This window comes from Stenotrophomonas sp. KH_036_B, assembly GCF_057839485.1.
Genome location: NZ_CM174491.1, coordinates 1729436 through 1750676, shown reverse-complemented (window position 1 = coordinate 1750676; position 21241 = coordinate 1729436). Strand labels below are relative to the sequence as shown.

33 protein-coding genes are annotated in these 21241 nt (G+C 61.3%); 24 read left to right on the top strand and 9 right to left on the bottom strand.

The annotated features are described in order from the left end of the window. Positions 1 to 18 precede the first annotated feature (18 nt). Both AC3ITN_RS08095 and AC3ITN_RS08090 read right to left on the bottom strand, forming a co-directional pair. Positions 19 to 219: a hypothetical protein gene (locus AC3ITN_RS08095; protein ID WP_489392599.1), complete on the bottom strand. Its 201-nt coding sequence runs from the start codon at positions 217 to 219 to the stop codon at positions 19 to 21. A gap of 34 nt (positions 220 to 253) precedes the next feature. Then, positions 254 to 811, bottom strand: a complete 558-nt coding sequence (locus AC3ITN_RS08090) for a hypothetical protein (protein ID WP_489392598.1) — start codon at positions 809 to 811, stop codon at positions 254 to 256. 44 nt (positions 812 to 855) lie between these two features. On the opposite strand from AC3ITN_RS08090, the gene AC3ITN_RS08085 reads away from it, so the two are divergent. From AC3ITN_RS08085 to AC3ITN_RS08075, 3 genes are all read left to right on the top strand, one after another. Beyond that, entirely contained in the window at positions 856 to 1089 is a 234-nt protein-coding gene (locus AC3ITN_RS08085; RefSeq protein ID WP_489392597.1) for a hypothetical protein, read from the top strand. Positions 1090 to 1431: 342 nt separating this feature from the next. Beyond that, the gene (locus tag AC3ITN_RS08080; protein WP_489392596.1) at positions 1432 to 1869 is read left to right on the top strand and encodes a helix-turn-helix domain-containing protein; all 438 of its coding nucleotides are present in this window, start codon (positions 1432 to 1434) and stop codon (positions 1867 to 1869) included. A 24-nt stretch (positions 1870 to 1893) separates the two neighbouring features. Beyond that, positions 1894 to 2262 (top strand): hypothetical protein, encoded by a 369-nt coding sequence (locus AC3ITN_RS08075; RefSeq protein ID WP_489392595.1) that lies wholly within the window; start codon positions 1894 to 1896, stop codon positions 2260 to 2262. Between the two features lie 16 nt (positions 2263 to 2278). On the opposite strand, the gene AC3ITN_RS08070 is transcribed toward AC3ITN_RS08075, so the two are convergent. Next, positions 2279 to 2701, bottom strand: a complete 423-nt coding sequence (locus AC3ITN_RS08070; protein ID WP_489392594.1) for a hypothetical protein — start codon at positions 2699 to 2701, stop codon at positions 2279 to 2281. A gap of 335 nt (positions 2702 to 3036) precedes the next feature. On the opposite strand from AC3ITN_RS08070, the gene AC3ITN_RS08065 reads away from it, so the two are divergent. From AC3ITN_RS08065 to AC3ITN_RS08045, 5 genes are all read left to right on the top strand, one after another. Then, a complete protein-coding gene (locus AC3ITN_RS08065) occupies positions 3037 to 3267 on the top strand; it encodes a hypothetical protein (RefSeq protein ID WP_489392593.1) in 231 nt (76 codons plus the stop codon). 460 nt (positions 3268 to 3727) lie between these two features. Beyond that, the gene (locus tag AC3ITN_RS08060; protein WP_489392592.1) at positions 3728 to 4000 is read left to right on the top strand and encodes a hypothetical protein; all 273 of its coding nucleotides are present in this window, start codon (positions 3728 to 3730) and stop codon (positions 3998 to 4000) included. Continuing rightward, positions 3997 to 4179, top strand: a complete 183-nt coding sequence (locus AC3ITN_RS08055) for a hypothetical protein (RefSeq protein ID WP_489392591.1) — start codon at positions 3997 to 3999, stop codon at positions 4177 to 4179. The genes AC3ITN_RS08060 and AC3ITN_RS08055 overlap by 4 nt, the downstream gene beginning before the upstream one ends. A 289-nt stretch (positions 4180 to 4468) precedes the next feature. Beyond that, complete coding sequence (locus tag AC3ITN_RS08050) at positions 4469 to 4972, top strand: hypothetical protein (protein ID WP_489392590.1); 504 nt, start codon at positions 4469 to 4471, stop codon at positions 4970 to 4972. Next, positions 4969 to 5739, top strand: a complete 771-nt coding sequence (locus AC3ITN_RS08045) for a hypothetical protein (protein WP_489392589.1) — start codon at positions 4969 to 4971, stop codon at positions 5737 to 5739. The genes AC3ITN_RS08050 and AC3ITN_RS08045 overlap by 4 nt, the downstream gene beginning before the upstream one ends. Before the next feature lie 60 nt (positions 5740 to 5799). Here the strand turns inward: AC3ITN_RS08045 and AC3ITN_RS08040 are convergent, their stop codons facing one another. Next, positions 5800 to 6312 (bottom strand): hypothetical protein, encoded by a 513-nt coding sequence (locus tag AC3ITN_RS08040; protein ID WP_489392588.1) that lies wholly within the window; start codon positions 6310 to 6312, stop codon positions 5800 to 5802. Between the two features lie 26 nt (positions 6313 to 6338). Here AC3ITN_RS08040 and AC3ITN_RS08035 point away from each other — a divergent pair, with 26 nt between their 5' ends. From AC3ITN_RS08035 to AC3ITN_RS08025, 3 genes are read left to right on the top strand one after another with little or no spacing between them, the layout of a single operon-like run. Continuing rightward, positions 6339 to 7280: a DNA cytosine methyltransferase gene (locus AC3ITN_RS08035; protein ID WP_489392587.1), complete on the top strand. Its 942-nt coding sequence runs from the start codon at positions 6339 to 6341 to the stop codon at positions 7278 to 7280. After that, positions 7277 to 7573: a hypothetical protein gene (locus tag AC3ITN_RS08030; protein ID WP_489392586.1), complete on the top strand. Its 297-nt coding sequence runs from the start codon at positions 7277 to 7279 to the stop codon at positions 7571 to 7573. The genes AC3ITN_RS08035 and AC3ITN_RS08030 overlap by 4 nt, the downstream gene beginning before the upstream one ends. Further along, entirely contained in the window at positions 7566 to 7874 is a 309-nt protein-coding gene (locus tag AC3ITN_RS08025) for a hypothetical protein (protein ID WP_489392585.1), read from the top strand. Before AC3ITN_RS08030 ends, AC3ITN_RS08025 begins: the two co-directional genes overlap by 8 nt. 4 nt (positions 7875 to 7878) lie before the next feature. Here AC3ITN_RS08025 and AC3ITN_RS08020 read toward each other — a convergent pair whose 3' ends face one another. Continuing rightward, positions 7879 to 8109: a hypothetical protein gene (locus AC3ITN_RS08020; protein ID WP_489392584.1), complete on the bottom strand. Its 231-nt coding sequence runs from the start codon at positions 8107 to 8109 to the stop codon at positions 7879 to 7881. A 605-nt stretch (positions 8110 to 8714) separates the two neighbouring features. On the opposite strand from AC3ITN_RS08020, the gene AC3ITN_RS08015 reads away from it, so the two are divergent. The 5 genes from AC3ITN_RS08015 (at position 8715) to AC3ITN_RS07995 (ending at position 12608) form a co-directional block, all read left to right on the top strand. Next, positions 8715 to 9011 (top strand): hypothetical protein, encoded by a 297-nt coding sequence (locus AC3ITN_RS08015; RefSeq protein ID WP_489392894.1) that lies wholly within the window; start codon positions 8715 to 8717, stop codon positions 9009 to 9011. Between the two features lie 78 nt (positions 9012 to 9089). Further along, positions 9090 to 9365, top strand: coding sequence for a helix-turn-helix transcriptional regulator (locus AC3ITN_RS08010; RefSeq protein WP_489392583.1), 276 nt, complete (start codon positions 9090 to 9092; stop codon positions 9363 to 9365). 143 nt (positions 9366 to 9508) lie between these two features. After that, positions 9509 to 10780 (top strand): tyrosine-type recombinase/integrase, encoded by a 1272-nt coding sequence (locus AC3ITN_RS08005; RefSeq protein ID WP_489392582.1) that lies wholly within the window; start codon positions 9509 to 9511, stop codon positions 10778 to 10780. 118 nt (positions 10781 to 10898) lie between these two features. Further along, positions 10899 to 11801: a DUF2971 domain-containing protein gene (locus AC3ITN_RS08000; protein ID WP_489392581.1), complete on the top strand. Its 903-nt coding sequence runs from the start codon at positions 10899 to 10901 to the stop codon at positions 11799 to 11801. Positions 11802 to 12128: 327 nt separating this feature from the next. Further along, a complete protein-coding gene (locus tag AC3ITN_RS07995) occupies positions 12129 to 12608 on the top strand; it encodes a hypothetical protein (RefSeq protein WP_489392580.1) in 480 nt (159 codons plus the stop codon). 733 nt (positions 12609 to 13341) lie between these two features. Here the strand turns inward: AC3ITN_RS07995 and AC3ITN_RS07990 are convergent. Both AC3ITN_RS07990 and AC3ITN_RS07985 read right to left on the bottom strand, forming a co-directional pair. Continuing rightward, a complete protein-coding gene (locus AC3ITN_RS07990) occupies positions 13342 to 13902 on the bottom strand; it encodes a hypothetical protein (protein WP_489392579.1) in 561 nt (186 codons plus the stop codon). 46 nt (positions 13903 to 13948) lie between these two features. Continuing rightward, on the bottom strand, positions 13949 to 14887 hold the full coding sequence (locus AC3ITN_RS07985; RefSeq protein WP_489392578.1) for a DUF4760 domain-containing protein: 939 nt from the start codon (positions 14885 to 14887) through the stop codon (positions 13949 to 13951). A 476-nt stretch (positions 14888 to 15363) separates the two neighbouring features. On the opposite strand from AC3ITN_RS07985, the gene AC3ITN_RS07980 reads away from it, so the two are divergent. The 6 genes from AC3ITN_RS07980 to AC3ITN_RS07955 all read left to right on the top strand — a co-directional run bounded on the left by AC3ITN_RS07980 (position 15364) and on the right by AC3ITN_RS07955 (position 18284). Further along, positions 15364 to 15654: a hypothetical protein gene (locus AC3ITN_RS07980; protein WP_489392577.1), complete on the top strand. Its 291-nt coding sequence runs from the start codon at positions 15364 to 15366 to the stop codon at positions 15652 to 15654. Further along, entirely contained in the window at positions 15651 to 15935 is a 285-nt protein-coding gene (locus AC3ITN_RS07975) for a hypothetical protein (protein WP_489392576.1), read from the top strand. Before AC3ITN_RS07980 ends, AC3ITN_RS07975 begins: the two co-directional genes overlap by 4 nt. A gap of 198 nt (positions 15936 to 16133) precedes the next feature. Further along, positions 16134 to 16421 (top strand): helix-turn-helix transcriptional regulator, encoded by a 288-nt coding sequence (locus AC3ITN_RS07970; protein ID WP_489392893.1) that lies wholly within the window; start codon positions 16134 to 16136, stop codon positions 16419 to 16421. A 232-nt stretch (positions 16422 to 16653) separates the two neighbouring features. Then, positions 16654 to 17196, top strand: coding sequence for a hypothetical protein (locus tag AC3ITN_RS07965; protein WP_489392575.1), 543 nt, complete (start codon positions 16654 to 16656; stop codon positions 17194 to 17196). An 8-nt stretch (positions 17197 to 17204) separates the two neighbouring features. Further along, positions 17205 to 17639 (top strand): hypothetical protein, encoded by a 435-nt coding sequence (locus AC3ITN_RS07960; protein ID WP_489392574.1) that lies wholly within the window; start codon positions 17205 to 17207, stop codon positions 17637 to 17639. 174 nt (positions 17640 to 17813) lie between these two features. Continuing rightward, complete coding sequence (locus AC3ITN_RS07955) at positions 17814 to 18284, top strand: hypothetical protein (protein ID WP_489392573.1); 471 nt, start codon at positions 17814 to 17816, stop codon at positions 18282 to 18284. 127 nt (positions 18285 to 18411) lie between these two features. Here the strand turns inward: AC3ITN_RS07955 and AC3ITN_RS07950 are convergent, their stop codons facing one another. Then, positions 18412 to 18780 carry a hypothetical protein gene (locus tag AC3ITN_RS07950; RefSeq protein WP_489392572.1) on the bottom strand — a complete coding sequence of 123 codons (369 nt, stop codon included), beginning with the start codon at positions 18778 to 18780 and terminating at the stop codon, positions 18412 to 18414. A 1018-nt stretch (positions 18781 to 19798) separates the two neighbouring features. Here AC3ITN_RS07950 and AC3ITN_RS07945 point away from each other — a divergent pair. Both AC3ITN_RS07945 and AC3ITN_RS07940 read left to right on the top strand, forming a co-directional pair. After that, positions 19799 to 20143: a DMT family transporter gene (locus AC3ITN_RS07945; RefSeq protein ID WP_489392571.1), complete on the top strand. Its 345-nt coding sequence runs from the start codon at positions 19799 to 19801 to the stop codon at positions 20141 to 20143. Beyond that, positions 20140 to 20703, top strand: a complete 564-nt coding sequence (locus AC3ITN_RS07940) for a TetR/AcrR family transcriptional regulator (protein ID WP_489392570.1) — start codon at positions 20140 to 20142, stop codon at positions 20701 to 20703. Before AC3ITN_RS07945 ends, AC3ITN_RS07940 begins: the two co-directional genes overlap by 4 nt. Before the next feature lie 50 nt (positions 20704 to 20753). Here the strand turns inward: AC3ITN_RS07940 and AC3ITN_RS07935 are convergent, their stop codons facing one another. Then, on the bottom strand, positions 20754 to 21065 hold the full coding sequence (locus AC3ITN_RS07935) for a hypothetical protein (RefSeq protein ID WP_313344122.1): 312 nt from the start codon (positions 21063 to 21065) through the stop codon (positions 20754 to 20756). Between the last annotated feature and the right edge of the window lie 176 nt (positions 21066 to 21241).

The following is a 21241-nucleotide window of genomic DNA, read 5'->3' as shown; positions in this document are numbered from 1 at the left end:
CGGGGGGACGGGGAGAGGTCAGTGCTGGTCATGGCGGAGCGGATTCCCCAAGGGCATTTCGGACTGCATGTCCGTGGCTTTTCGATGCTGGGCCCAGAGCCGTTCTCGCTCGGCCAACGCCTCGTCACCGACGGGGCCGGCTTCGCTGCCACTGAGCAGGCGCTCGATGCGCTCCATCTCGGCGCGGGCGACGGGAGTGATGCTCTTGCGGCCGCTCATAGCTCTAGCCCGGGGCGCGCGGTAGATGGCCACATCATTCGCGCCGCCGACTCTTCGTCAGCGCACGTCGGAGGTTGCGTTCCATGCGATGGCACATCGTACGCAGGGCCTGCAGCGCGTCGAGCATCCTATCGGCCTCGCTCAACGTCACCTCACTGTCCTCAAGCACATCGAGCGCGACAGCGGAAAGCTGACCGCAGAACTTCGAGACGTGCAGAAGCTTGTCTTTTATCGCCGCGATCTCGTCAGGCCATCCCGCATCAGGGGCGGCAGGCACGTGGTCAACGGCCAAGTTGAACTGAGCTGCGAGGGACAGTATCCAATCAGTGGCGATCGCGGTACCCGCCGCTTGCTCGACCATCCACTCGGTGAGCATCTCGAGCATTTCCATCGAGAGCGACTCGCCCTCTATGCCACGCAACTTTTTGCGAAGGGTCTCACCTTTGATACTCACCCCGCGTCGTTCAGTCAGGTATGCAGCGGCGGCGACCACGCTTCCGGGCATCTTGGAAACAGCGTTGTATGCAGCATCGCGCCAGTAGATATCGGAGCGCGCGCAGGTCATTTCATCACCCACTGAAACGTGGCGCATTTCATCGTTCCGCCCCTGGCATAGACACCCGCACCATGCTTGCCATGAGCGAGATCATTCTCTTCCAGAACCACATTTCCTTCACCGCACTTCGCCACTTCAGCGAGGGTGTTGGCGTCGGCGGAGTCGTGGCGGTCTTCTTCACTCCGTCCAATGCAGGGGTCATGCATGTGTCGGAACCTCCCACCAATGAAGCGGTCGTGCTGCGGCTTGTCGCGCACAACGAAGCACCGCCCATCCGTCGGCATCAAAGGCCACACCATCAGGGTGGCGCGTGACGATAAGGCCAGGATCCAAAAGCAGACCGACCTCGCTGTTACTCAGGCCGGGATCAAGTGGAATCACATCGGGCTCGTTCACTTCGCCTCTCCTACGATCACGCCAGGGCGCAGGTCCCTGAGCTGGAGCCACCGCAATTCTGGGATGGGCTTGTCCCTGTCCCACTGGGCAACGGCCGCACGGGAGATACCGAACAGGTCGGCCAAATCCGCATCGGTTTCGAAGCCGAGAGCGGTCCTCACTTCATGCTTGGTAGGTGGCTGGGTCATGTCGAGCCATAGTATTAAGAGGTCTTAACTTTGAGTCAAGCCCCCTTATCAGTCCAATTGTTAAGCTGGCTTATGCCTAATACCAGCCTCGGACAGCGCCTACAGCGCGCCATGCAAGCCGCACGGATAAACAAACCGGCGGACCTTGCGCGCGCGTCCGATACGACTACAGCGACCATCAGCAACTGGCTCAACGACAACGTCGTGTCGGAGCACGTCAAGGCGGTGCAGCTATTCAAGATTGCCGACGCTGTCCAGATCGACGCGCGAGAGCTGCTGCTGGGTGAGTGCAGCACCACCGCTGCGGCCGAGAATTCGACACCGTCTCAACCAGTGACATTGGATAACTGGATAGTTGCCTTCCAGCTGGTAGCCGAGGCCCTCGATGAGCGAGGTCTGGAGCTGCCACCCGACAAGCGGGCACAAGTGACGCTCCTAGCGTACGACCTGCTTCAAGAGGAACTGCCACGGGCGAAGGTGCTGCGCTTCGTTCAAGCTGCCGCAGCGTGAGTGCGGCAACAGGGAGTACGAAGGATGTCGTCTCGGGAAAAGGTTTCGCGGCTGCGGCAATTACTCAGCGAAGCAACACCAACCCGCGCAGAGCCGCGCGACCAAGCTCAAACCAAGACGGAAGCCTGGCGTAGGTTCCAGCACTTCGAGACCTACAGCGCGCCGGTGCCATTGGAGTCGGACTGGCGCGCCGTAGCGGCGCGCGAGATCACCCGAATTGCCGGATGGTACGGTTGGACTAATGAAATTCAACGGATTCTGGACCGCAACAACGCGCTGTTCATGTCTTCGCTGCCGGATGACGACCTAGACGAATTGCTGGAGCGCATGAAGTGCTTGGAGGACTGTGCTCAGCAGGGCCTGGGCGCGCCAGACGCGCCCCCTGCCATCTGAGGCCTCAGGACGCCTGTTAACGACAGGCGTCCACCACCCTTGTCCAGTTGGACAGATTGGCGCGAGCGTCCTGCTCAGCCTCGCCCTTGGCCCGCCACTGCGATGACATGAACGCCATCATCGCGCGCGCCTCCGCATCCAAGCCACCCGTCCAATACAGCCGTCCCTGTTCGAAGCACGGCGACAGCTCAACTACTGCACTCTGCCTCACCAGGCTCTGTAGGTCCCTGATAGGGCCAGCCAATTGGAGCTGGGGCGTTGTCGATGCGAGACGCACTGCGTCATTCCACCGTTGATCGAAGGCGACGATGCGACCCATGGAGGCATCGCGAACTGCCTTCTCATCCGGCTGCAGGTGAACTGTCTTGGTGCCGCCACCAGCGGTGGCCAAGGTTATCTGTTTTGCCGGCCGCCACTCGCTAGGCTGCGCGATCGGCACGCCCTCCGTGGACCCAAGCTTCCGCCACAGCCCTACCCCGGCCCCAGCTACACCCAGCGCGATCACTGCTGCTACCCACACCCTCATAAGCTCTCCGGTCTCAGGCGGCATCCTGCCGCAGGCCCATCATACCAACCGCAGGGAGACGGCTACCCATCGAATTGCTAAGTGCGCTTGACACCGCGTGTAAAGCCCGCTTAATGTTTGCGTCGCCGGCGAACCGCCGGCGGGCGACCGGCAGGCCGCCCCTCTCGGCCAGCCCTCCCCTGCTGGCCGGAAGACGCCTCTCCCCAGGCACCAGGCCCGCCGGCGCCCTCCTTTTCTTGGAGAGCGCCATGTCCTACCGAACCGCTGCCGACTCCCTGCCCAAGCCCCCGCTGCCGATCCAGGCCGCGTCGTGCCTGCTGGCGCAGGCCGCTCGGGACCACACCCGCGCCAACGTCCTGCGTGCCCGCAGCGCCGGCGAGCACGGCCGCAACCAGCTTCGCCGCTCGCGTCGCATCGGCGTTGCCGGCCACCGCGCCGAAGCCGAGTCGCGTGACATGGCTGCCGAGGTGAGGGCATGAGCCGCCGGTATCGGGTCGCATGGGCCTTCCTTGCCGCTGTAGCGGCAGTGGTTGTCCCGCTACGCCTGGTTGAGATCAGCCAAGCGCACGCGGATCGCGAAGCCGCCGGGGCCCGCTTCGCCGTCTTTTCGTCTGTTCGAGGCTGACGCCATGCAGACAGCCCGCCCCACCCCCTCTTCGATTCCCTTGTGCAAGCCGGGTCACCGACCGCAAATCGTGACCACCCTTGGCGCCCCCACTGGCCACCAGTTGGGCGCTCCGTGCCCGGCCTTGATCCATTTCGAGTGCCACCTCTGCCAGAAAGCCACTGTGCCCAGTCCTTCGCTCGCGATTGCTGAGCTGCGCTGGACCGACCCTGGCCTGGCAGCACAGCTGATCCCGATTTCCCACCTCGCCCGCGCTCGTGGCGACGTGCTGGCGCGCCTTCCGGCCCAGCACGCGGCTTGACCTGGAGAACGCAATGGCCGCCCCTCTCAAACCCCTCGAGCGCGCCGCGCTCATCACCGCGAGCGGCGCCACGGGCCATGCCCTCAAACGCACGCGCGGCGGCTTCTACTCACCCAAGCAGCCCGCCGCCATTTTCACCCGGCGGGTCGTCAACTGGCTCTACGAGCGGGCAATGATCGACTACGACGACCCCCTGTTTCCGACCAAGGCAACGCTGACCGGTCGGGGGCGAGCGCAGGCTGAATCCTTGATCGCACAGGCACGGGCCAAGGCTGGCGCCGCGTGAGCGCCTCCTACGAGGTGAAAAAGGCCGAAGCGCTTGCGACACACGCCGCCGCCTGTCGGATTGAAGCCGAAGCAGCAGCCTTGTGCGGTAGTCAGGACATGGTCCAGCACTACCTCCAGCTGGCCATCGAATACGACGCGCTGTCGAGTTCCTATCGGTCAATGGCGGTGAAAGCATGAGCGCCCAACCACTTCCCATGGAGCAGTCTTTCGCAACAGGAAGCCAGGGCACAACCTTGGTTCTGATGGTCTGCGCTGGCTGGCTATGGGCGGGTGTGTATGCCAGCCCACACAGCATCAGGCCAACCGAGGTGTCGGCGACAACCCGCCGCACCGTATCGGTGAGCGGCCGTCTTCTCCACCTCGGCGCGGGTCGATTCCCGCTCTCCCAGAAGTCACTCCAGGCAGCGCGCCGTTGGCTGGATCGCAGCGGCGTGCGCGTGCGCGACGCAAATCCCAAGGAAACAGCATGACCGGAAAGATCCAACGCTTCGGCCGCGCCGCGCTCATTCGCGAAGTTCTAGCTGCGCTTCCCGCTGGTGCAACCGATGAGCAGCTTCTCGCCGCTGGCATCGACTGCAGCCTCAAGCAGCTCAACAACTCCCTCAAGGCGATGTGTGATTCGGAACAGGTGCGCTCGACTACTGTCGCGGGCAACAGGGTCTGGAGTCTCACGACCGCCATGCAGAGGCTTATGCGTGGTCGCGGCGAAGGCGCTGAACCCTCCCGCCAGGCTGCCGCCCGCGTCATGCGTTCGGCACCTACCGGCAGCAACAACAGCACGACCGTGCTCCACAAGGACGAGGAGCGCCAGAAGCTGGCGCTTCTGGTGCGCGCCTTCCAGCAAGCCGGCGGGAAGATCGAAGTCCTTGATAACACCGGGATTCGGCCAAGCATGACCCGCCGCCAGATCAACGACGCGAGCGCAGAGGCCCGCAACAAGCAGATGAAGACCGTAGGAGCATCCGTATGACCTCCAGTCCGCACAACGCGCCAAAAATGGCGCAGTCGCTCCGCGAATGCCTGGATAAAGCGCCACCTTCGTCACCTTCGGCGGCGATGTGGTGGGACGGAGGCGAGCGCGCCATTACACCGCGCGAGAAGGCCCTGATCGAAGAACACAGCCAGAGCAGCTTCACCATCGCGCTGGTGCCGGCCTCAACGGTGACGCCGCGCTCGATGGACACCGCGCCGCGAGACGGGACGCTAGTCCGCCTCCTCGTGGATTTCGATGAGCACCAAATCGAAGACACCATAGAGCCTGCCTGGACCATCGGAAGCTGCAACCTCGACAACGACTCAGACGCAGACGCAGACTGGCAGATGGTCGGCTGGTGCTGGACGCACGACCACTTCACGGATGGCTCCGGCACTCCTGTTGGCTGGCTGCCGATGATCGACAACCCTGCGCTAGCCATCGGCGCGAGCAGCGGTGCACGCGCCATCGCCGAAGAGCGCCAACGCCAGGTCGATATCGAGGGCTTCAGCCCAAGCAACGACGCCGACTACAAGGCGGGCGAACTGGCGAAGGCCGCCCTTGCCTACGTCCAGCTTGCGGCGATGGACCTCGCCAGCGGCGGACGCGAACACATTGCCACCAGCACACCGCCCGCTTGCTGGCCGTGGCACCGCCTGTGGTGGAAGCCACACGACGTTCGCAGTGACCTGGTGCGCGCTGGAGCGTTGATCGCGGCACAGCTGGACGCGCTCGATGCAGCGCCGGGGGTGGACAATGGCTGATCCGCTTCAACTCCGTCCCAATGTTGCTACAGCGCGCGATGGCGTTGGCTATGGCGCCCCTCAGGGACGTCCACACCTGGCTGCCACTGCCGCTTCGATCAACTCTCGAAGTTCTGTCTTTTCAGCTGTCGACTGCGCGCGTTTTCCATCTTCGATGCGTCGGTCATTTTCGCGGGATTCAGCAGCCCTTCCATCATGCCAATCCAGCGCAGCAGAGTTCAAGAATATGCAGGCGCAAGCCACGACAAAAACGGATGCAATACGGACGGCGCCCGCGCCATCTCCGAGTTTTTTCGGACAAGTGCCAAATACGAATGAAACGACTGGGATCATCGGCAGAATCCCACCAGCCAAGACTAAGGCCGCAATTACGATGTTGCGTGACGCGTACGGCACAAAATTCGTTGCAGGGTCAAACGCGAGCAAGACAATTGCTGGACCACCGGCGATCGACATAACCGCGAGTAATCCCTCGCAGATTGTCTTTATCAGCTTGTACGCCTTTCCACGCTTCACCCTTCTTTGCCGTCGATCCACATCGCTCTCCTTGCTTGGGAATTGCTTGATGCTCACATGTTCTGCCGGTGAGGAATAGTCGGGTGAATTACTACAGCGAGCGGGACCCCTTCGCCGCGCAATGGCTGCGCAACCTGATCGCCGAGGGGCTGATCCCCGCTGGCGACGTCGACACCAGGAGCATTACCGATGTTCAACCCGATGACCTCGCCGGATACCGGCAGTGTCACTTCTTCGCCGGCATCGGCGGATGGCCCCTCGCAGCCCGACTTGCTGGGTGGCCCGATGATCGCGAGCTGTGGACCGGCTCGGCACCCTGCCAGCCGTTCTCCGTCGCGGGCAAGGGCAAAGCCCAGGCTGACGATCGGCACCTGTGGCCCCACCTTTTCCGGCTCGCCCGTGCCCGCCGGCCCGCTGTCCTCATGGGAGAGCAGGTTGCGGCGGCGGTTGGCAAGGACTGGATCGACGGAGTGTTCGCTGACATGGAAGGAATCGACTACGCCTGCGGGGCGACCGTTGTCCCGGCTTGTGCCGTCGACGCGCCCCACCGGCGCGACCGGCTCTGGTTTTTGGCGCACGCCTCTGGCGAGCGACGGGACGAAGCTGGATTGCCACCTTCCAGGAATCGACAAGCGGATTGCAGCTGGCCGGGAGATCGGGTTGGCAATTCAAGCCCGATTGGAGACCGCACGGGCGATGTGGCCAACGCCAACGACGCGGGACCACAAGGATTCGGCGGGAATGTCCTTCGCACCCAGGAAGGACGGGGCGGGCCGCATGGACCTGGTCCCACGACAGGTCTACTGGATAGCTCGCGAGCGGCCCGCAGCGCTTGGAGCGGCGCAGAGCGAATCATCGGTCACGACGGGCAGTCCCGGCGCTTTGAACCCAGCATTCGTTTGCTGGCTCATGGGGTTCCTGCCCGTGTGGGACGCCTGCGCGCCTACGGCAATGCCATCGTCCCGCAAGTCGCAGCCGAAGTGATCGGCGCATACATGGACTGCTACCCGGAGATCCGAGCATGACTCAGCGACACATCAGCCACCCCGAGGGCTTGCCCACGTGTGCCGACGGGCACAGCGCGCGCCATATCCACGATCTGCGTGGCCTCGCCGCCGGGGGCGGACACTTCATCGACTGCCGCTGCCGCGCTAGCAGCAAGCACGCGGCGCCTGTCTTGGCACTGGCCGAGTGGCGTCGTATCAACCGGCCGGCGCGGGCGCCGCGCAGGGTGCCGCCGAAGATCGCGCCGCCGGCCGACAACGTGATCCAGCTGCGCCTGACGATGCCGTGCGAAGGCCGGGTGGCCCGTGGCTGACACAACCTTCCACGTCGCGCTCAGCGTCCGGGGCAGCCTGAAGAGTTCCAGCCGCCGCGAGCTGGGAAGCATGTTCAGCAACAGCCAGACCGGGCGCCGCCTGACGGCCGACGAGGCAAAGGACGTACTGCTGGACCACCTGGCGAAAGGCCATGAAGTCATCCCGCTGGCGACGGCGTGCGAGGGATTCGACTACACCGGCGGCGGTTGCCCCGGACACAGCGAACCCATCACGCCGGCCAACGTCGCACCGCCTCGCGACCTGCGCGCCCAGCTACCGAACGGTGCGCCACATGGTTGACCTTCTATCCGCGCTTTTCAGGAAGCGCTGCAATGGATTCCTCAACGGCCGCCAACCCGAGCTGCAATGCATCACCCTTCGAGCGTATGGGGGAGTGCTTCCCTACCCACAACGCCTGACCTTCGATCTCCGCCCTGTACTCAAACAACGCGTCCTCCAACTCGACGACGGTCAGGACAAAGGCATAGCCACGGATGCTGCTGCGGAGAGTGTCACTGTCGCTAGGGGCGGTCATCTGGGTCCAGAACTGAATGGGCGAGCGAACTCTACCTACGACGAAGATTCCTGTGAAGAGCGGAACCTGATCAATTCAGTATTCGTGGCGCAATCGATCCTGTGCGGCGTCTGCGCCTGCGCTGCCGCCGACCTTAATGCTTGCCAGTGCAAGCTTCTCGGCCCCTTGACGCGCCGCACGGCAAGACGCAAAGCCCGCCCTGCTCACTTTCAGGGTGGCGCGGCGCTCGATATCCAGCGACAGCAGCCTCCACTCACCTGGGCACTCGCGGCCTCAGCTTCGACTCATCGAAAGCCAGACCCTGACGACCCCTTCAGCTGCATCCAGTGCGCTGCGGCAAGACTCGTGGTCCGCTCTATCTGGCTCGTAGTTCCCCGCGCCATCGATTTCCACAGACAGAAGGCGCCACTGTGCGGCGCCACCGCGCCAGATGGTGGCCGAGTACCCAGTTCCCTCTACGGTGAGATCCACGCGGTGAAGCGACTCTGGAGCTATTTGGCGTGCCACGGGTTCGGCCTTGCGGGCAGAAAGAGTGAGTCTGCGCCGCCGTCGTTTGATGAGCAATGGGCGAGACCCGCATTTCAGAAGCATTCCGAGGCTGCGCAATGACACAACGACACATCAGCCACCCCGAGAGCCTGCCGCAGTGTGCCGCCGGGCACAGCGCGCGCCACATCCACGACCCGCGCGGCCTGTCCGCCGGCGGCGGCCACTTGGTCGAATGCCGGTGCCGTGCCACGAGCAAGCACGCGGACCCCGCCCAGGCCTTGGCCGAGTGGCGCCGGATCAACCGCCCCGTCCGCAGCGCGCGCAAGGTTCTTCCGTTGATCGATGCCCCGGCGGACAACGTGATTCAGCTGCGCCTGCAGATGCCAAGCGAAGGCCGGGCAGCTAGCGGCTGAACCCGCCGGCCAAACAACTCAACTGCGTCGCCTCACCTTGCCAAAGAAACAGCCGCCCACTGCGGCGAAGGACACATCATGAGCACCAACGTCCAGCCCATCCCCCCCCGCCGCCTTCTGCGCCGTGCCGAGGTGATGGACCGGGTCGGCCTATCGAAATCGACCCTCTATTCGCGCATTTCGGCCGGAACCTTCCCCAAACCGGTCGCCCTTGGGTCGTCGGTTCGGTGGGTCGAATCGGAGGTCGAAGCCTGGATTCTGGCCTTAGTGTCTGAGCGGGACCATGCGGTTGAATCCGGGGGTACGGCTGGGGGTACAGGCGTTTCCGGAAGCCCCGCAACCATTGCTGCGTAAAGGTTTCCGAGCCGAATGCGATAGAGCCCACCTCCACCATTAGACGGTCCCACAAGGACCACAGAAAGCCGGAACCTCCCGTCAAACAAGGGGTTCCGGCTTTTTTGTTGTCTGGGGTTGTCCGGGCTGTTCCGTTGCAGCCAATGAGACGCTGGGGGTATATCTGGAGGTATCCGCCCTACCGAAAACCCGATACCCCCATGCCATTGACCGACGCTGCCATCCGTCGCGCCAAGCCGTCCGATAAGCCACAAAAGCTTGCGGACGGCGGCGGCTTGTTCCTCCTCATCACCATTGCCGGCGCCAAGAGCTGGCGCTGGAAGTACCGCATTGCCGGCAAGGAGAAGTTGCTGACACTGGGCCTTTACCCGGACGTGAGCCTGGCCAGCAGTCGGCGGGAGGCCCGCGAGGACGCCCGCCGACTGCTGGCCAGCGGCGTCGACCCCAGCGAGCAGCGGAAAGCGGCGGCAGCGACGAGGGCTGCCGATACCATCGGCAGCTTCGAGGTCATCGCGCGCGAATGGCTAGCCGGTCGGCCCTGGGTGCCGAACTACGAGAAGAAGGTCGCCGCATGGTTCGAGAAGGACGTGCTCCCCTTCATCGGCGCCAAGAGCGCTGCCGAGCTGAAGGCCTCGGACTTCCTGCAGGTCGCCCGCCGGATGGAGGCGCGGGACGCCTACGAGTCCGCCCACCGGATCATGCAGAACTGCGGACAGGTCATGCGGTACGCCGTGGCGACTGACCGGGCAGAACGGGACCCTGTCGCCGACCTGCGCGGCGCCCTGATCCCGCCACCAGAGAAGAACCATGCCGCAGTGGTGGATCCCGTGCAGCTGGGTGGCCTGCTGCGTGCCCTGCACGCCTATCACGGCACGCCCGTCGTCCAGGCCGCGCTCAAGGCGCCCATGGTGTTCGTCCGCCCCGGCGAGCTGCGGCAGGCGGAGTGGACTGAGGTCGATCTGGACGCTGGCCTATGGAGCACCCCTGCCGCGCGCATGAAGACGCGACAGGCACACAACGTGCCGTTGGCAACTCAGGCTGTGGCGGTGCTGCGCGAGCTGCACGCCTGGACTGGCCAAGGGCAGTACGTATTCCCCGGCGGGCGTACCGACAAGCGGCCAATGTCGGAGGTGGCCGTACTGGCCGCGCTGCGCGTCATGGGATTCGATAAGGACACCGTCACCGGGCACGGGTTCCGCGCGACCGCGCGCACGCTACTGGATGAGGCCCTCGGCTTTCGGCCAGACATCATCGAGCACCAGCTGGCGCACGCGGTCAAAGATCCGAACGGCCGGGCCTACAACCGGACTACGCACATGGCGGAGAGAGTGCGGATGATGCAGGAGTGGGCGGACTACCTCGAACAATTACGCACTGGTCGAGTGCTGCAGCTGCCGCTTAGCCGAGCAGCATAGTCGCCGTCCAAGTGTGAGCTTCCTGTAACCACCGATCAAAACCCGGCCCCTTCAAGAATACAAGCCAGTGATCCTCCTTGGTTTGATACATTGAGGAAATAGCTCTCAAGGACGACGCATGAAGAACCAAGCATTTCCTCAACCCGCACTGCAAGACCCCGGTCCGAACCTTGCGCAACTCAGGCTCCGAAGGGCTGCCGAGACCTCGCCCGGTCATGTCACGCGTCGATGGTTTAAGGGTCCACGACATTTGTATAAGTACATGGGCATCAGTCGTGAAGATCCCAAATCCTTGCGAAACCTACGCTCAATCATTGTCTCGTCAAATCTCTGGCTAAGCTCCCCTGAGGATTTCAACGATCCATTTGATATAAAGTTCAGCGTAGAGCCCGATGCCGACCGGGTGGCAGTGCGACGGGAACTCGAGAGGATGGGTCGCGCCGTTAAAAGGGAGCGCGGAATCAGCAAGGCGGAAACCAAGATAAGAGTCTCCAAAGCAATGCTGAACCTAGAAAAGGTTTTGGACAATGAGAGGCTAGGTAGGGACCGCGCCTTGCACGGGGTTACGTGCCTTACTCCCCATCCAAAAAATCTCTTGATGTGGGCCCACTACGCCCGGTCCCATCGCGGCATTTGCCTACAGTTCCGCACGTCATTAGATCCGGGCATATTCGCGACCGCAATTCCCGTCGAGTACTCCGATGAGTACCCTATTGTTCACTGGCCAAGCTTTCCCGCCCCTGAGTTACGGGCCGTGATGCTTCGGAAAGGAAGCAACTGGGAGTACGAAAACGAGTACCGAATCGCTATTGCAGGGGTTAGCAAGCGGGAACTTGGCGTCGCACCGAGGGCGCTAACGGCGATCATACTGGGGTGCAAATTCCCGACCGAAGAGTGGCCTCAACTTGAACACATCCTGGCAGAACGAAGAGACGCCGGACTCCCTCCGATCAAGATTCTGAGGGCAAGGATGGGATCATCTCACTATGGGATCAAGTGCTTTAAAGCGATTTCTACTTGAGAACTCATAGGCTGAAGAAACACGGCTGGCTTGCGCGAAACGGTCGGCGAGGGTCGGATTGAAAATCCCCGTGTCGGCGGTTCGATTCCGTCCTTGGCCAACATTTTTTAAGGGTTCACAGCAATGCGAGCCCTTTTTCTTTTGTCGGTTGCACGGAATTTGCACGACTCCGGCCAATGCAAGGAACGACCTGACGTCCAACGCATAGGCCTCCTCACCAATGTCCCGTGAGCCAACATTGGTGGCGCAGTGGCAAAGTTCACTCGAATGTCGGATGCTCAGCTTGTGATTTGCCTTGACCCTGACGCGCCGCCTACGGAGTTGACAATGGATCCTGTGCAGCAAGCTCGCCTGGAAGCAATCTACGCTTCCGTCAAAAGCGTTCAACGCGACACCGAGCCGCTTCAGGAAGAGGATTACCTGCTCCTGGGGCGTTTCATCCAAGCCTTCTGTGTTGCTGACTTCGAGGCGCGCCGAGTGCTGCTGGCAATGCAAGCCATCGTGGCGAAAAAGTCTGTTGAGATCCGCAAGCTTCCCGACAAGACCGTGATTGAGCATCTCGCGTCAGGCGCTAAGGCTTGGCCAGGTAAGAAGGAAATCAGCGAAGGTGTTGCCAAGGTCGCCGCTACCCTCGATATGCATCATCAAATCCGGCACACCTTCGCTCACTGGGCCGGCCGTCGAGTGAAGGGCCATGATGCGCTCATGTTCCTTTCTACGAGCCTCAACCACAAACCCCCAGTAGGGGGGCACTATGTTGGACCAGGTGACCCCGACGCGGATTCGGAATTTCGGATCATGGAATAAGTGCATATCCGCGAAGAGCTTCCTAAGCTAATGGGGCATGCCTCCTATCTCGGCAACCTGGCGAAGCACTTGGAGGACAACAAAGACAAGTTGCGCAAGACCTTCGGGGCCGCCGGAAAAGCTTCAGGGCCATAACTCGCACAAAGCAACTCCGTCGCCAGATGCCGGAATGTCAACAGAAGCACCAACATGGGGCGATCTGCGCCCCTAAGTAGTTGAAGCTGCTTCAGCAACCTGGGACGCTCGGAACCAGAGCCTTACATATCAATGACTTAGGGTTCATCTGCCCCCCAATTTGAGCAAACGGGCATCTCCAATCCTCGGGAAAAGACTGCTGTTTCCCGCGATTGCGGAGCACTATGCTTACCCCAAACAGGCGAGGGGGCATCATGGGCAAGACTTGGAGTTGGCAGACGTCAGGCGACGAGCAGTGCCAGCACTGCGCGGCTATCTACTCCGTCAGGACATTCAATGCCCCGGCCAAGGACGACGACTCCTTTGCATGTGGCTGCGGAGAGGCTCTGAACAGGTGGAGATCCACGTCCATCCCCGAATACACCCTCAAGACCCTCGGGGAATGCTCGCTGACTAGCCAGTCCGCCTTGGCCAGGAGGGACCGAGAGGTTCGATAATGCCCGGGGCGGCGGTTCGATTCCGTCCTCTGCCAGCATGATTTAAGGGTTCTCAGGAATGCGCGCCCTTTTTCCCTTGGGATTGCACGGATGGCTTTGCGTCAGGGCGGTGACGCCGGCGGATTCCCGCCCGGTGCTAGACGCCCGAGGATCATGCCACGAACCATGTCCTCTTGCCCCCAAAGCGCGTCAACCTGATACGAATTTCCCATAAGATGCAGTCCATCTGCGCGGTCGAGCCGTTCGTGACGATTCTCCTTCGCCACGATAACTGCCACCACTAAAGCTGAGACTACAGCCTCCGGTAGCTCCCAAGAAGATCCGATTCGCACTTGCGCATGGTCGTTAAGCTTCAATCTGGGATCAAGCTCACCATCGTGTGCAGTTCCATTCCGCAGGAACTTATAGAGCGCGTCGGAAACGGTTAATCCATCGACCCGAACATTGATGAGCGTTACGCCCATCCCGAGCGCTGTGATGACGCCTTCCATATCCCTGAACCATCCTCGCATGCGCTCCCCCACCTTACTGACGGAAGGTCTGCGCCGCTTGGCACTAATGTCTAATGCCGGGACGATCTGGACTAACGCGGCCTCCAGATTGCCGATTGCCAGTTGATCAAGGGCACTGGCTACTCTGCGCAAAACAGCAGACGGGCTCATGCGAATCGCTCTGAAAGTTCTGGAATGGAACCCTGGGCCAAAATCGTCAACCAGGCGGACTGGACCTGCTAGCCTCTCTTGCATGGGTCTCTTTCAGGGCCTGCCGCTCCCATCGGACCACGAGTGGCTCAAGACTGGAGAATGCCAAGACATCGGCGCCACCACGCCCGCGCGCAGCCGCAACGACCTCAGTGCCACGTCGAAAAATAGATGGAACGTGAATTCCCAGCGTATCGTAAAGCAAATGATCATCCAGATCATTTTTCTCGATACCAACTGCCATGAATTCGTAAAAGTTCAGCATGTATCGCAGCGCCACCACACCCTCAACATCGCGGATCTTTTTGTTCAATGCCGGGATTGCGTCAACTGTTGCAGCCGCCAGCTGCGCTTGAAGCGCACCCAACGTTGAAAGCGTAGAACCCGCAATATCCGCAGGAACCGCAACCCCATGCGGGAAAACCAAAGCAACTGTCTCTGTGCGCTGTAGAAATTCTTTACTAGTCCGCGTCTGCATCAATAGCGACAGAGCATTGTTGGTCCTGTGCCCCTTAGCGGTGGCTTGGAAATGGATGTACCAACCCACTCCTGCGGCCCAAATTGCGGCTACTACCGGAGGTACGTTGAGCAGCTTGTCCAAACCATAAGGCGTCTTGTCAGAATCCTTCGGAAGTATTGGCCCGACCGCCAAGAAGTAGACCCAATAAAGAATTACCAGGGTCACTATCAACAGAAATATCGAGTAGAAGCACACTTGGCCGATACTGCGCGGGCCGCAACAGGCGCAACGATGCACGGCTAACGCCGACGTTCCAACAAAGAAAGCGCCTGCTATAGCAATGATGAAGGCCTTGTACTGTTCGTATACCGACTGATCACTCAGCTCCAGGCCAACACACATCGCAACGAACAGCGCCAACACGCCGTACGCGATCCGCATACGAATGCTGATATGTTCAAGTACAGTATTTTTACTCGCGTCCATGCACACACCCCTGTATGTAGGAAGGGCCCCTTTCGGGGCCCTGGTCTAGCGCTTTAGCAGTCGCCGGTGTTTTGATTCAGACCATTCATGGCGAGTCTCCCGTGTATCCAAATAAGGGGAACTTCTAATGCGCACTTGGTCGTCCCCGTGGCCAAGTACGCGCATCGTGACACCACCGTGGTCCAGAGTAAAGGGATGCCTACCCGCGGCCGGGTGTCACTTTTTTGGCGCGATACATCATCCTGAAGATCATTTTATGAAGCTGAACAGTCTCATTCCAGAGTGAAACCGACAGGAAACATCTCGCCCCTATTCACATCTACGTGTTGCAAATCAGCCCTTCTCCCACCACTTCCCACGCCCCCTCCCGACCACAAGGACAGTTTGGGCATGTCCTTCGCGCCGCGGAAGGATGGCGCGAGCAGGCTGGACCTCTTGCCGCGGCAGGTGTTCTGGATCGCTCGGAAGGCGCGGCTATGGCCGACGCCGACAGCCGCAGATGCACGTCGCGGCTATCGACCGCCGAGGGAGCACGACACGGGCGTCCCGTTGAATCAGGCGGTGGCGATGACTTCTGGAGTTCCGCCATACGGATCACCGGCCACGACGCCAAAGGGCGTCGGATTGAACCCGGAATTCCCCTGCTGGCTCATGGGATTCCCGGCCGCGCGGGACGCCTGCGCGCCTACGGCGATGCCATCGTCCCGCAAGGCGCAGCCGAAGTGATCGGCGCCTACATGGACTGCTACCCGGAGATCCGAGCATGACTCAGCGACACATCAGCCACCCCGAGGGCTTGCCCACGTGTGCCGACGGGCACAGCGCGCGCCACATCCACGATCAGGGCGGCGTCGGAAACTTCGTTGAATGCCGCTGCCGCGCCAGCAGCAAGCACGCGGAGCCTGCCCTGGCACTTGCCGAACGGCGTCGTATCAACCGGCCGGCGCGGGCTCCGCGCAAAGTGATGCTGGAGATCGCGGCACCGGCGGACAACGTCATCCAGCTGCGCTTGACCATGCCAGGCGAAGGCCGAGCGGCCAGTGGCTGACACGCCCCAGCGACACCTGGCCGCTGCCGCAGCGCGCGCCGCGCACGCCCCTTGCCCCACCACGCCAAAGAATCAGCCGCAAGCCGCGGCGAAGGAGACAACATGAGCACCAACGCGCAGCCCATTGCCCCGCGCCGCCTGCTGCGCCGCGCAGAGGTCATGAACCGGGGTGGCCTGTCCAAGTCCACCCTCTAGCGCATTTCGGCTGGAACCTTCCCCAAACCGGTCACCCTCGGGACGTCGGTTCGGTGGGTCGAATCGGAGGTCGAGGCATGGATATCGGAGAGGGTTTCGGAGCGGGACCCAGACATCCCGCTTGCTCTGGCGCGTCAGCCGCGCGAAGACGCCCGACAGCTGCTCGCCCGCAGAATCGACCCCGGAGTACACCGGAAGGCAGCAGCTCAAGCCAAGGCCGAGCTGGGAGCGGACACCTTCGAGATCACGGCGCTGGAGTGGCTGGCCAAGCGTGACTCGGTGTCCAATTAGTCTGTGAAGGTCGTTGCCCAGATGGGAAACGACGTCTTCTCGTGGATAGACCCCTATGGCCGAATTTACAACCGCATAGCCCACTTAGTGGAGCGGACGCGGATGATGCAGGCATGGGCCGATCGTCTCGAACAACTGCGGGAGGGCCGAAGCACTTCTGTCGACCGCCCCACCGCCCTTCATCCTTCCGCCGAGGGCGTCTGATGTAAGCTTCGGTGGTCAGGGAGGGGGCATGAGCGACGAGGAACTGTTACCACCAACGAAAGATGGCTCAGGGACCCTGCAAAAAAGGGCGCCGGTGCCCACACCTGTGCCCAGCCCGCCATTCCATGAGGCCATGGCGCCTACTCTTGTGGATCTCACCAGGCAAGGCCGAGGGCTGGGCGACGCCCGCCTTAACGCCTTGGTCCCCGCGCTCTTCCACCAATTGGAGACTCGGAATCGCGAGCTGAAGGACGTGGCAGAGCGTCTCGGAAACGAGAAGGATTCAGCACGCGACAAACTGAGTGAGACGCGCGAAGCCCTTGCCCGCAAAGAGGGCGAAATAATAAAACTAGAAGCGGAATTACTTCGACTTAACCAAATGCGAAAGAGCGAACGGCAGTTGACAACACTTGCCCTCGGCACCGCTGCCTTTTTGATCCCAATTGGTTATCAATTACTCAACGATAAGACACTAGCCGGTGCCGGCCTAATTGGGTTTGGATCCCTCGCGGCCATTGTGGGATTTTTCCCGAAAGTACTTCGAATTCTTGGCTTGGGTGAACATCAATGATTATTGGCATGGCTCCCCTCATAGACCTTTCAATCGATAGCGTCCTAGCTCGGGGCCTGCCGAATCAAGAGCGCATCGTTGTCCGGGCAACCATGGATTCGTACACCGCAAATGTTGGGTTGATGCTCGGCTACCGAGACGTGTCCGGAGCCTATGTCCCGATTGCCGACCGGCTTTTTTGGCTTGGCCCATCCTGGTTGCTTGCAGGGAGCGTCCTAAACATTTACACAGGAATTGGTCAAAATACGAGCTTTCCGGTCGGCAACGGCACCACGAGTCACAGCTTGTTCTGGAATATGCCGTTCGTTGCATTTGATCGACCAGAAATCGAGCCAATCCTGTTCCGGCTCGGCGAGGCTACCGTTGGGCAGTCACACATCCAGACGCACAATGCCATCCCCGGACCCCAAATGGCTCTTCCGAAGCCACTGGGCAGCCTGTAGCGGCCACACGCCTGACAACGGCATTGAAAGTCCCCGTGTCGGCGGTTCGATTCCATCCCCGCCACCATAATTAAGGGTTCTCAGCAATAAGAGACCACGGAATTTGCATGGCTTGGCGTACGGAGTCGCGTGCCAATATTTGGCCCCTCCCAGACAACAGCGCAGAATTCTGCAATGGACATTGATAGCCTGGAAAAATATTGGCCACTGATTTCCAGATATCCATGGGCATTTGCGTGGACCTTCTTCACCGGCGGACCCGCGGGCTTCGGTTTACACAAGCTCTGGATGAAGTGGACCTCGGTAAAGCCCAGGCAGTTGTCTACACCGGCGCCAGCACCAGCGCCAATGAAAACTCCCTTGATTGCCAGAGAGCCCTTCAAACCCACGGAGCTGCAGATCGCCTGCGTCCGCGTTCTCAGGGACTTTGACGATGAGTGGGTGCACTTAGACCAGGTGGTCAACGGCGTTGGCCCTCATGAAGCTCGCGCCGATGTTCGACAAGCCCTAGAGGTATTGACCGCCACCGACTGGGTGAGCGATCGGCAGAACTACGTGTACCGCCCCTCCTACCGACTGAAGGGACCGGGCTTAGACTTCGCGCGCGAGCATGAATTCCTTGTGGAGAGGCGCTCCGGTTACTGACCCCGACCATACCATGGTCGCGGAAGATCAATAAAAACAACAACTATGCAGATCCCCCGCGATCACCTGCGTAAGCCGCGCGACGCCAGCTAGAGATCATCAACGTCCGCTGACAAGCGCCCATTGCTCAGCTGTCGGTGGTAGCCACCGCTAGGATTTTTAGCATCTTCGTGTAGCTCTCCCATTCTTCGTCCGAGCCCAGCGGTGTGGGTGCGTCAGCGAACAAGTAGATCGTTCCTGGCTCAGCGTGGGTGTCGGGGTAGACACATGGAGAAAGTCCCTTGATTTTCTGCAGCGCACCGTCGTCAATCTCGATCCGATTGGGGTGGGCGTTGTAATCGACCCAGTCGAGAGAGGTTGTTCCTACGGGCTTGTACTTCCTGTTAAGGGTTAGCCATTTGCCGTCCGTGGTCTTCTGAAGGCAGTACGGAAGCTGAGAATGTGAGAAACAAGGCATGTTCAAAATTTCCCTAGCGAAAAGTCGATTGTCGGCCACCTTCCGGTCTTCTTTAGCCTTGCTTCTCAGAACTGAGCACTGGTTCCCATAAATGCTCCTTGGGGATCGACAGCGCTCCGCGTCGGCCAGCCATGCGACCAAGTGTGTCGCGCCGAAACAAAACCGCTCTGCGATGTGGCGCATGAGATCGGCGAAGCTACCAGAAGATTCGGTGCCGCCGCTTACGCCTCAGTCCCCTCGACGCGACGGTCACTGCTTCATTGGCTGCCTCAACGTCGTGGATCGCTTTCCCAAGAACCTCCGCGACGAACAGCGTCATTCGCACCCAATGGATCGAGTGGTGGGTCAACGAAAATCTCAGCATCGCTCTGAAAGCGCCTAGTCGATTCCATTGCTATTGCGACCCTGGCAGCCAGGTCCAAGTCCGCAGTAGGCCATTTGGTGAGGTCTATCTCTCTTTTAGTCAGCTCATCCAATGCTCTGCTCAGACCACGGATGCCGTCAATGATCCCTTCGATAAAGGGCAGAGGCTGCTTCCGAAGCCCTTCACCAGTTGGCAGTTTCAGGACGCATTGGTTCGGACAGTGCGGATGTACGCCCAGGAGCCTCTCTGGAGGGATGGTATAGTCGAATTGAACGATACTTCCGTGCACCAGGGCTTGCCGGCCTTGCGCTTCGCGTGATTGCCCGTCCGGCGGCTGACCAGGGAGGATTCCATGGCTACGAACGCATCTAAAGCCGCCAAGGCATCAAAAGCAGTGCGGTCTGACGTGGTTCGGCTGCAAAACGCCAGCCTGGAGAAGGCCCTTCAAGCGGTGACCCTAGCGACGAGCAGAGGCACCCCTGTCAAGTTCGTCGGGCAAAGTCGGCAAATCAAGCTGCGATCGTCCTAAGCACGCCGAAATGCGGCCCGGGAATCCTCACAGAGGGTTCCCGGGCTTTTTGCTTTCCGGCGCCCACGCCGCCACTGCGCCCCTGGTCCTCAAAAGTCTTCATGGCCGATCAGCGCTTGATGCCGCAACATACCGTCCGGTCGGTATCTAATGCGAGCGCAACCATGTCCCCCCTCTTCACTGCCTATCTCTTCCTCTCCGGTGCCATCGCGTCTGAAGTCACCGCAACGATGCTGCTGCAGAAGACGGAGCAGTTCACCCGGCTTGGGCCCACCGTCACGATGGCGCTGCTGTACGGACTCTCGTTCTACCTGCTCAGCCATGCGCTGAAGAGCCTGCCGCTGGGTATTGCCTACGCGCTCTGGGGCGGTGTGGGGATCGTGCTCACCTTGATCATCAGCGTGACCGTGTTCAAGCAGTCGCTGGACTGGCAGGCCATCACCGGCGTCGGCCTGATTGTCGCAGGCGTTGTCATGATCAACGCGTTCTCGAAGGCGGCTGCCCATTGAACGCCGACCTCAAGCGACGCCGACAGCCGGCCCTCGTGCGCGCCGCTCTGCTGGACGCCGTGATCCAGGAAGCGGTGCTGGGCGGCCTGGCCAGCGTGACCGTGCTCGGGGTCGCGGCACGCGCAGGGGTGAGCAAGGGCGCCTTGTTCCATCACTTCCCCAGCCGCCAGGTGCTTCTGGACGCCGCGTATGCAGAATGCCTGCTGCGCTTCGGCAGTGAGCTCGATGCCTGCATGGCGCGGGATGCGGTGGAGGCGGGCCGATTCACCCGGGCTTACGTCACCGCCACCTTCGAGGCCATGACGTCGCCCGACCGCAGTTGGGCCCGATTCTCCTTGACCGCACTTGTCGAGCCCGCCTTCGCCGGTCTCTGGCGCGAATGGCTCGCACAGCGGTTGGAAAACGCACCCTCAGAACGTCTGGATCCAAGACAACGGGCCGCGAGGCTGGCCGCCGATGGATTCTGGCTTCAGATGCTGAGCGACCCTGCGGCGCAGATGCAGCCGGTTCAGACCGACGCCCTGCTCGCCTGCATCCTCACACTCACCTCGCCAGCGTAGAAGACGACGAAGATGGCGCAGCACCCTCGCCACGCCGAGGGCCCGCTGGCTCAGGGCAACGTGAACTTGCGCGCCATGCGCGTCGGCCAGACCGAGGTGAACTGCGCGCCGCCGACCAGCCGGTAGGCGGCCGAAACGCTGTGCAGTACACCCAGCCGCTCCAGCACGTCCTTCGCACGCCGGAATGCGGGACGCGCGTCGGCGGTGAACATGAAGAGGTTGATCTCCTTCGCGCTGACGTCGTAGCCATCCAGCGTGGCGGCGCTGCCCAGTGCCGTCTTCAGCTCGGCCTCGAGCGTGGCCAGGAACGCTTCGTCGTCGAGCGACTTTCTCCAGAACTTGATGACGAGCTGGTATTCCATCGGACGGTGCGTCCTTCAGCAACAGGGGATGGACAAGAGTACGACATCCACTACAACAACTCCGATTCCGACAGCAGGGGGCTACGCGAATCCGCGCATCGTTGCGTCGGCAATCCATGCGCCACAAGGCGCACCGCTTACGCCACGCGAACCCATGGCACAACCGCCCCGCACGA

What these genes read in the sequence shown, in the direction of transcription:
- AC3ITN_RS08010 (WP_489392583.1), top strand. Translation starts at nt 9,090, where the DNA reads ATGAGCACCAACGTCCAGCCCATCCCCCCCCGCCGCCTTCTGCGCCGT.
- AC3ITN_RS07960 (WP_489392574.1), top strand. Translation starts at nt 17,205, where the DNA reads ATGGCTCCCCTCATAGACCTTTCAATCGATAGCGTCCTAGCTCGGGGC.
- AC3ITN_RS08075 (WP_489392595.1), top strand. Translation starts at nt 1,894, where the DNA reads ATGTCGTCTCGGGAAAAGGTTTCGCGGCTGCGGCAATTACTCAGCGAA.
- AC3ITN_RS08045 (WP_489392589.1), top strand. Translation starts at nt 4,969, where the DNA reads ATGACCTCCAGTCCGCACAACGCGCCAAAAATGGCGCAGTCGCTCCGC.
- AC3ITN_RS08095 (WP_489392599.1), bottom strand. Translation starts at nt 219, where the DNA reads ATGAGCGGCCGCAAGAGCATCACTCCCGTCGCCCGCGCCGAGATGGAG.
- AC3ITN_RS08030 (WP_489392586.1), top strand. Translation starts at nt 7,277, where the DNA reads ATGACTCAGCGACACATCAGCCACCCCGAGGGCTTGCCCACGTGTGCC.
- AC3ITN_RS07995 (WP_489392580.1), top strand. Translation starts at nt 12,129, where the DNA reads ATGGATCCTGTGCAGCAAGCTCGCCTGGAAGCAATCTACGCTTCCGTC.
- AC3ITN_RS08090 (WP_489392598.1), bottom strand. Translation starts at nt 811, where the DNA reads ATGCGCCACGTTTCAGTGGGTGATGAAATGACCTGCGCGCGCTCCGAT.
- AC3ITN_RS08000 (WP_489392581.1), top strand. Translation starts at nt 10,899, where the DNA reads ATGAAGAACCAAGCATTTCCTCAACCCGCACTGCAAGACCCCGGTCCG.
- AC3ITN_RS07990 (WP_489392579.1), bottom strand. Translation starts at nt 13,902, where the DNA reads ATGAGCCCGTCTGCTGTTTTGCGCAGAGTAGCCAGTGCCCTTGATCAA.
- AC3ITN_RS07935 (WP_313344122.1), bottom strand. Translation starts at nt 21,065, where the DNA reads ATGGAATACCAGCTCGTCATCAAGTTCTGGAGAAAGTCGCTCGACGAC.
- AC3ITN_RS07985 (WP_489392578.1), bottom strand. Translation starts at nt 14,887, where the DNA reads ATGGACGCGAGTAAAAATACTGTACTTGAACATATCAGCATTCGTATG.
- AC3ITN_RS07965 (WP_489392575.1), top strand. Translation starts at nt 16,654, where the DNA reads ATGAGCGACGAGGAACTGTTACCACCAACGAAAGATGGCTCAGGGACC.
- AC3ITN_RS07975 (WP_489392576.1), top strand. Translation starts at nt 15,651, where the DNA reads ATGACTCAGCGACACATCAGCCACCCCGAGGGCTTGCCCACGTGTGCC.
- AC3ITN_RS08050 (WP_489392590.1), top strand. Translation starts at nt 4,469, where the DNA reads ATGACCGGAAAGATCCAACGCTTCGGCCGCGCCGCGCTCATTCGCGAA.
- AC3ITN_RS08005 (WP_489392582.1), top strand. Translation starts at nt 9,509, where the DNA reads ATGAGACGCTGGGGGTATATCTGGAGGTATCCGCCCTACCGAAAACCC.
- AC3ITN_RS08015 (WP_489392894.1), top strand. Translation starts at nt 8,715, where the DNA reads ATGACACAACGACACATCAGCCACCCCGAGAGCCTGCCGCAGTGTGCC.
- AC3ITN_RS08085 (WP_489392597.1), top strand. Translation starts at nt 856, where the DNA reads ATGAGCGAGATCATTCTCTTCCAGAACCACATTTCCTTCACCGCACTT.
- AC3ITN_RS07955 (WP_489392573.1), top strand. Translation starts at nt 17,814, where the DNA reads ATGGACATTGATAGCCTGGAAAAATATTGGCCACTGATTTCCAGATAT.
- AC3ITN_RS08080 (WP_489392596.1), top strand. Translation starts at nt 1,432, where the DNA reads ATGCCTAATACCAGCCTCGGACAGCGCCTACAGCGCGCCATGCAAGCC.
- AC3ITN_RS07945 (WP_489392571.1), top strand. Translation starts at nt 19,799, where the DNA reads ATGTCCCCCCTCTTCACTGCCTATCTCTTCCTCTCCGGTGCCATCGCG.
- AC3ITN_RS07980 (WP_489392577.1), top strand. Translation starts at nt 15,364, where the DNA reads ATGGCCGACGCCGACAGCCGCAGATGCACGTCGCGGCTATCGACCGCC.
- AC3ITN_RS08060 (WP_489392592.1), top strand. Translation starts at nt 3,728, where the DNA reads ATGGCCGCCCCTCTCAAACCCCTCGAGCGCGCCGCGCTCATCACCGCG.
- AC3ITN_RS08065 (WP_489392593.1), top strand. Translation starts at nt 3,037, where the DNA reads ATGTCCTACCGAACCGCTGCCGACTCCCTGCCCAAGCCCCCGCTGCCG.
- AC3ITN_RS08020 (WP_489392584.1), bottom strand. Translation starts at nt 8,109, where the DNA reads ATGACCGCCCCTAGCGACAGTGACACTCTCCGCAGCAGCATCCGTGGC.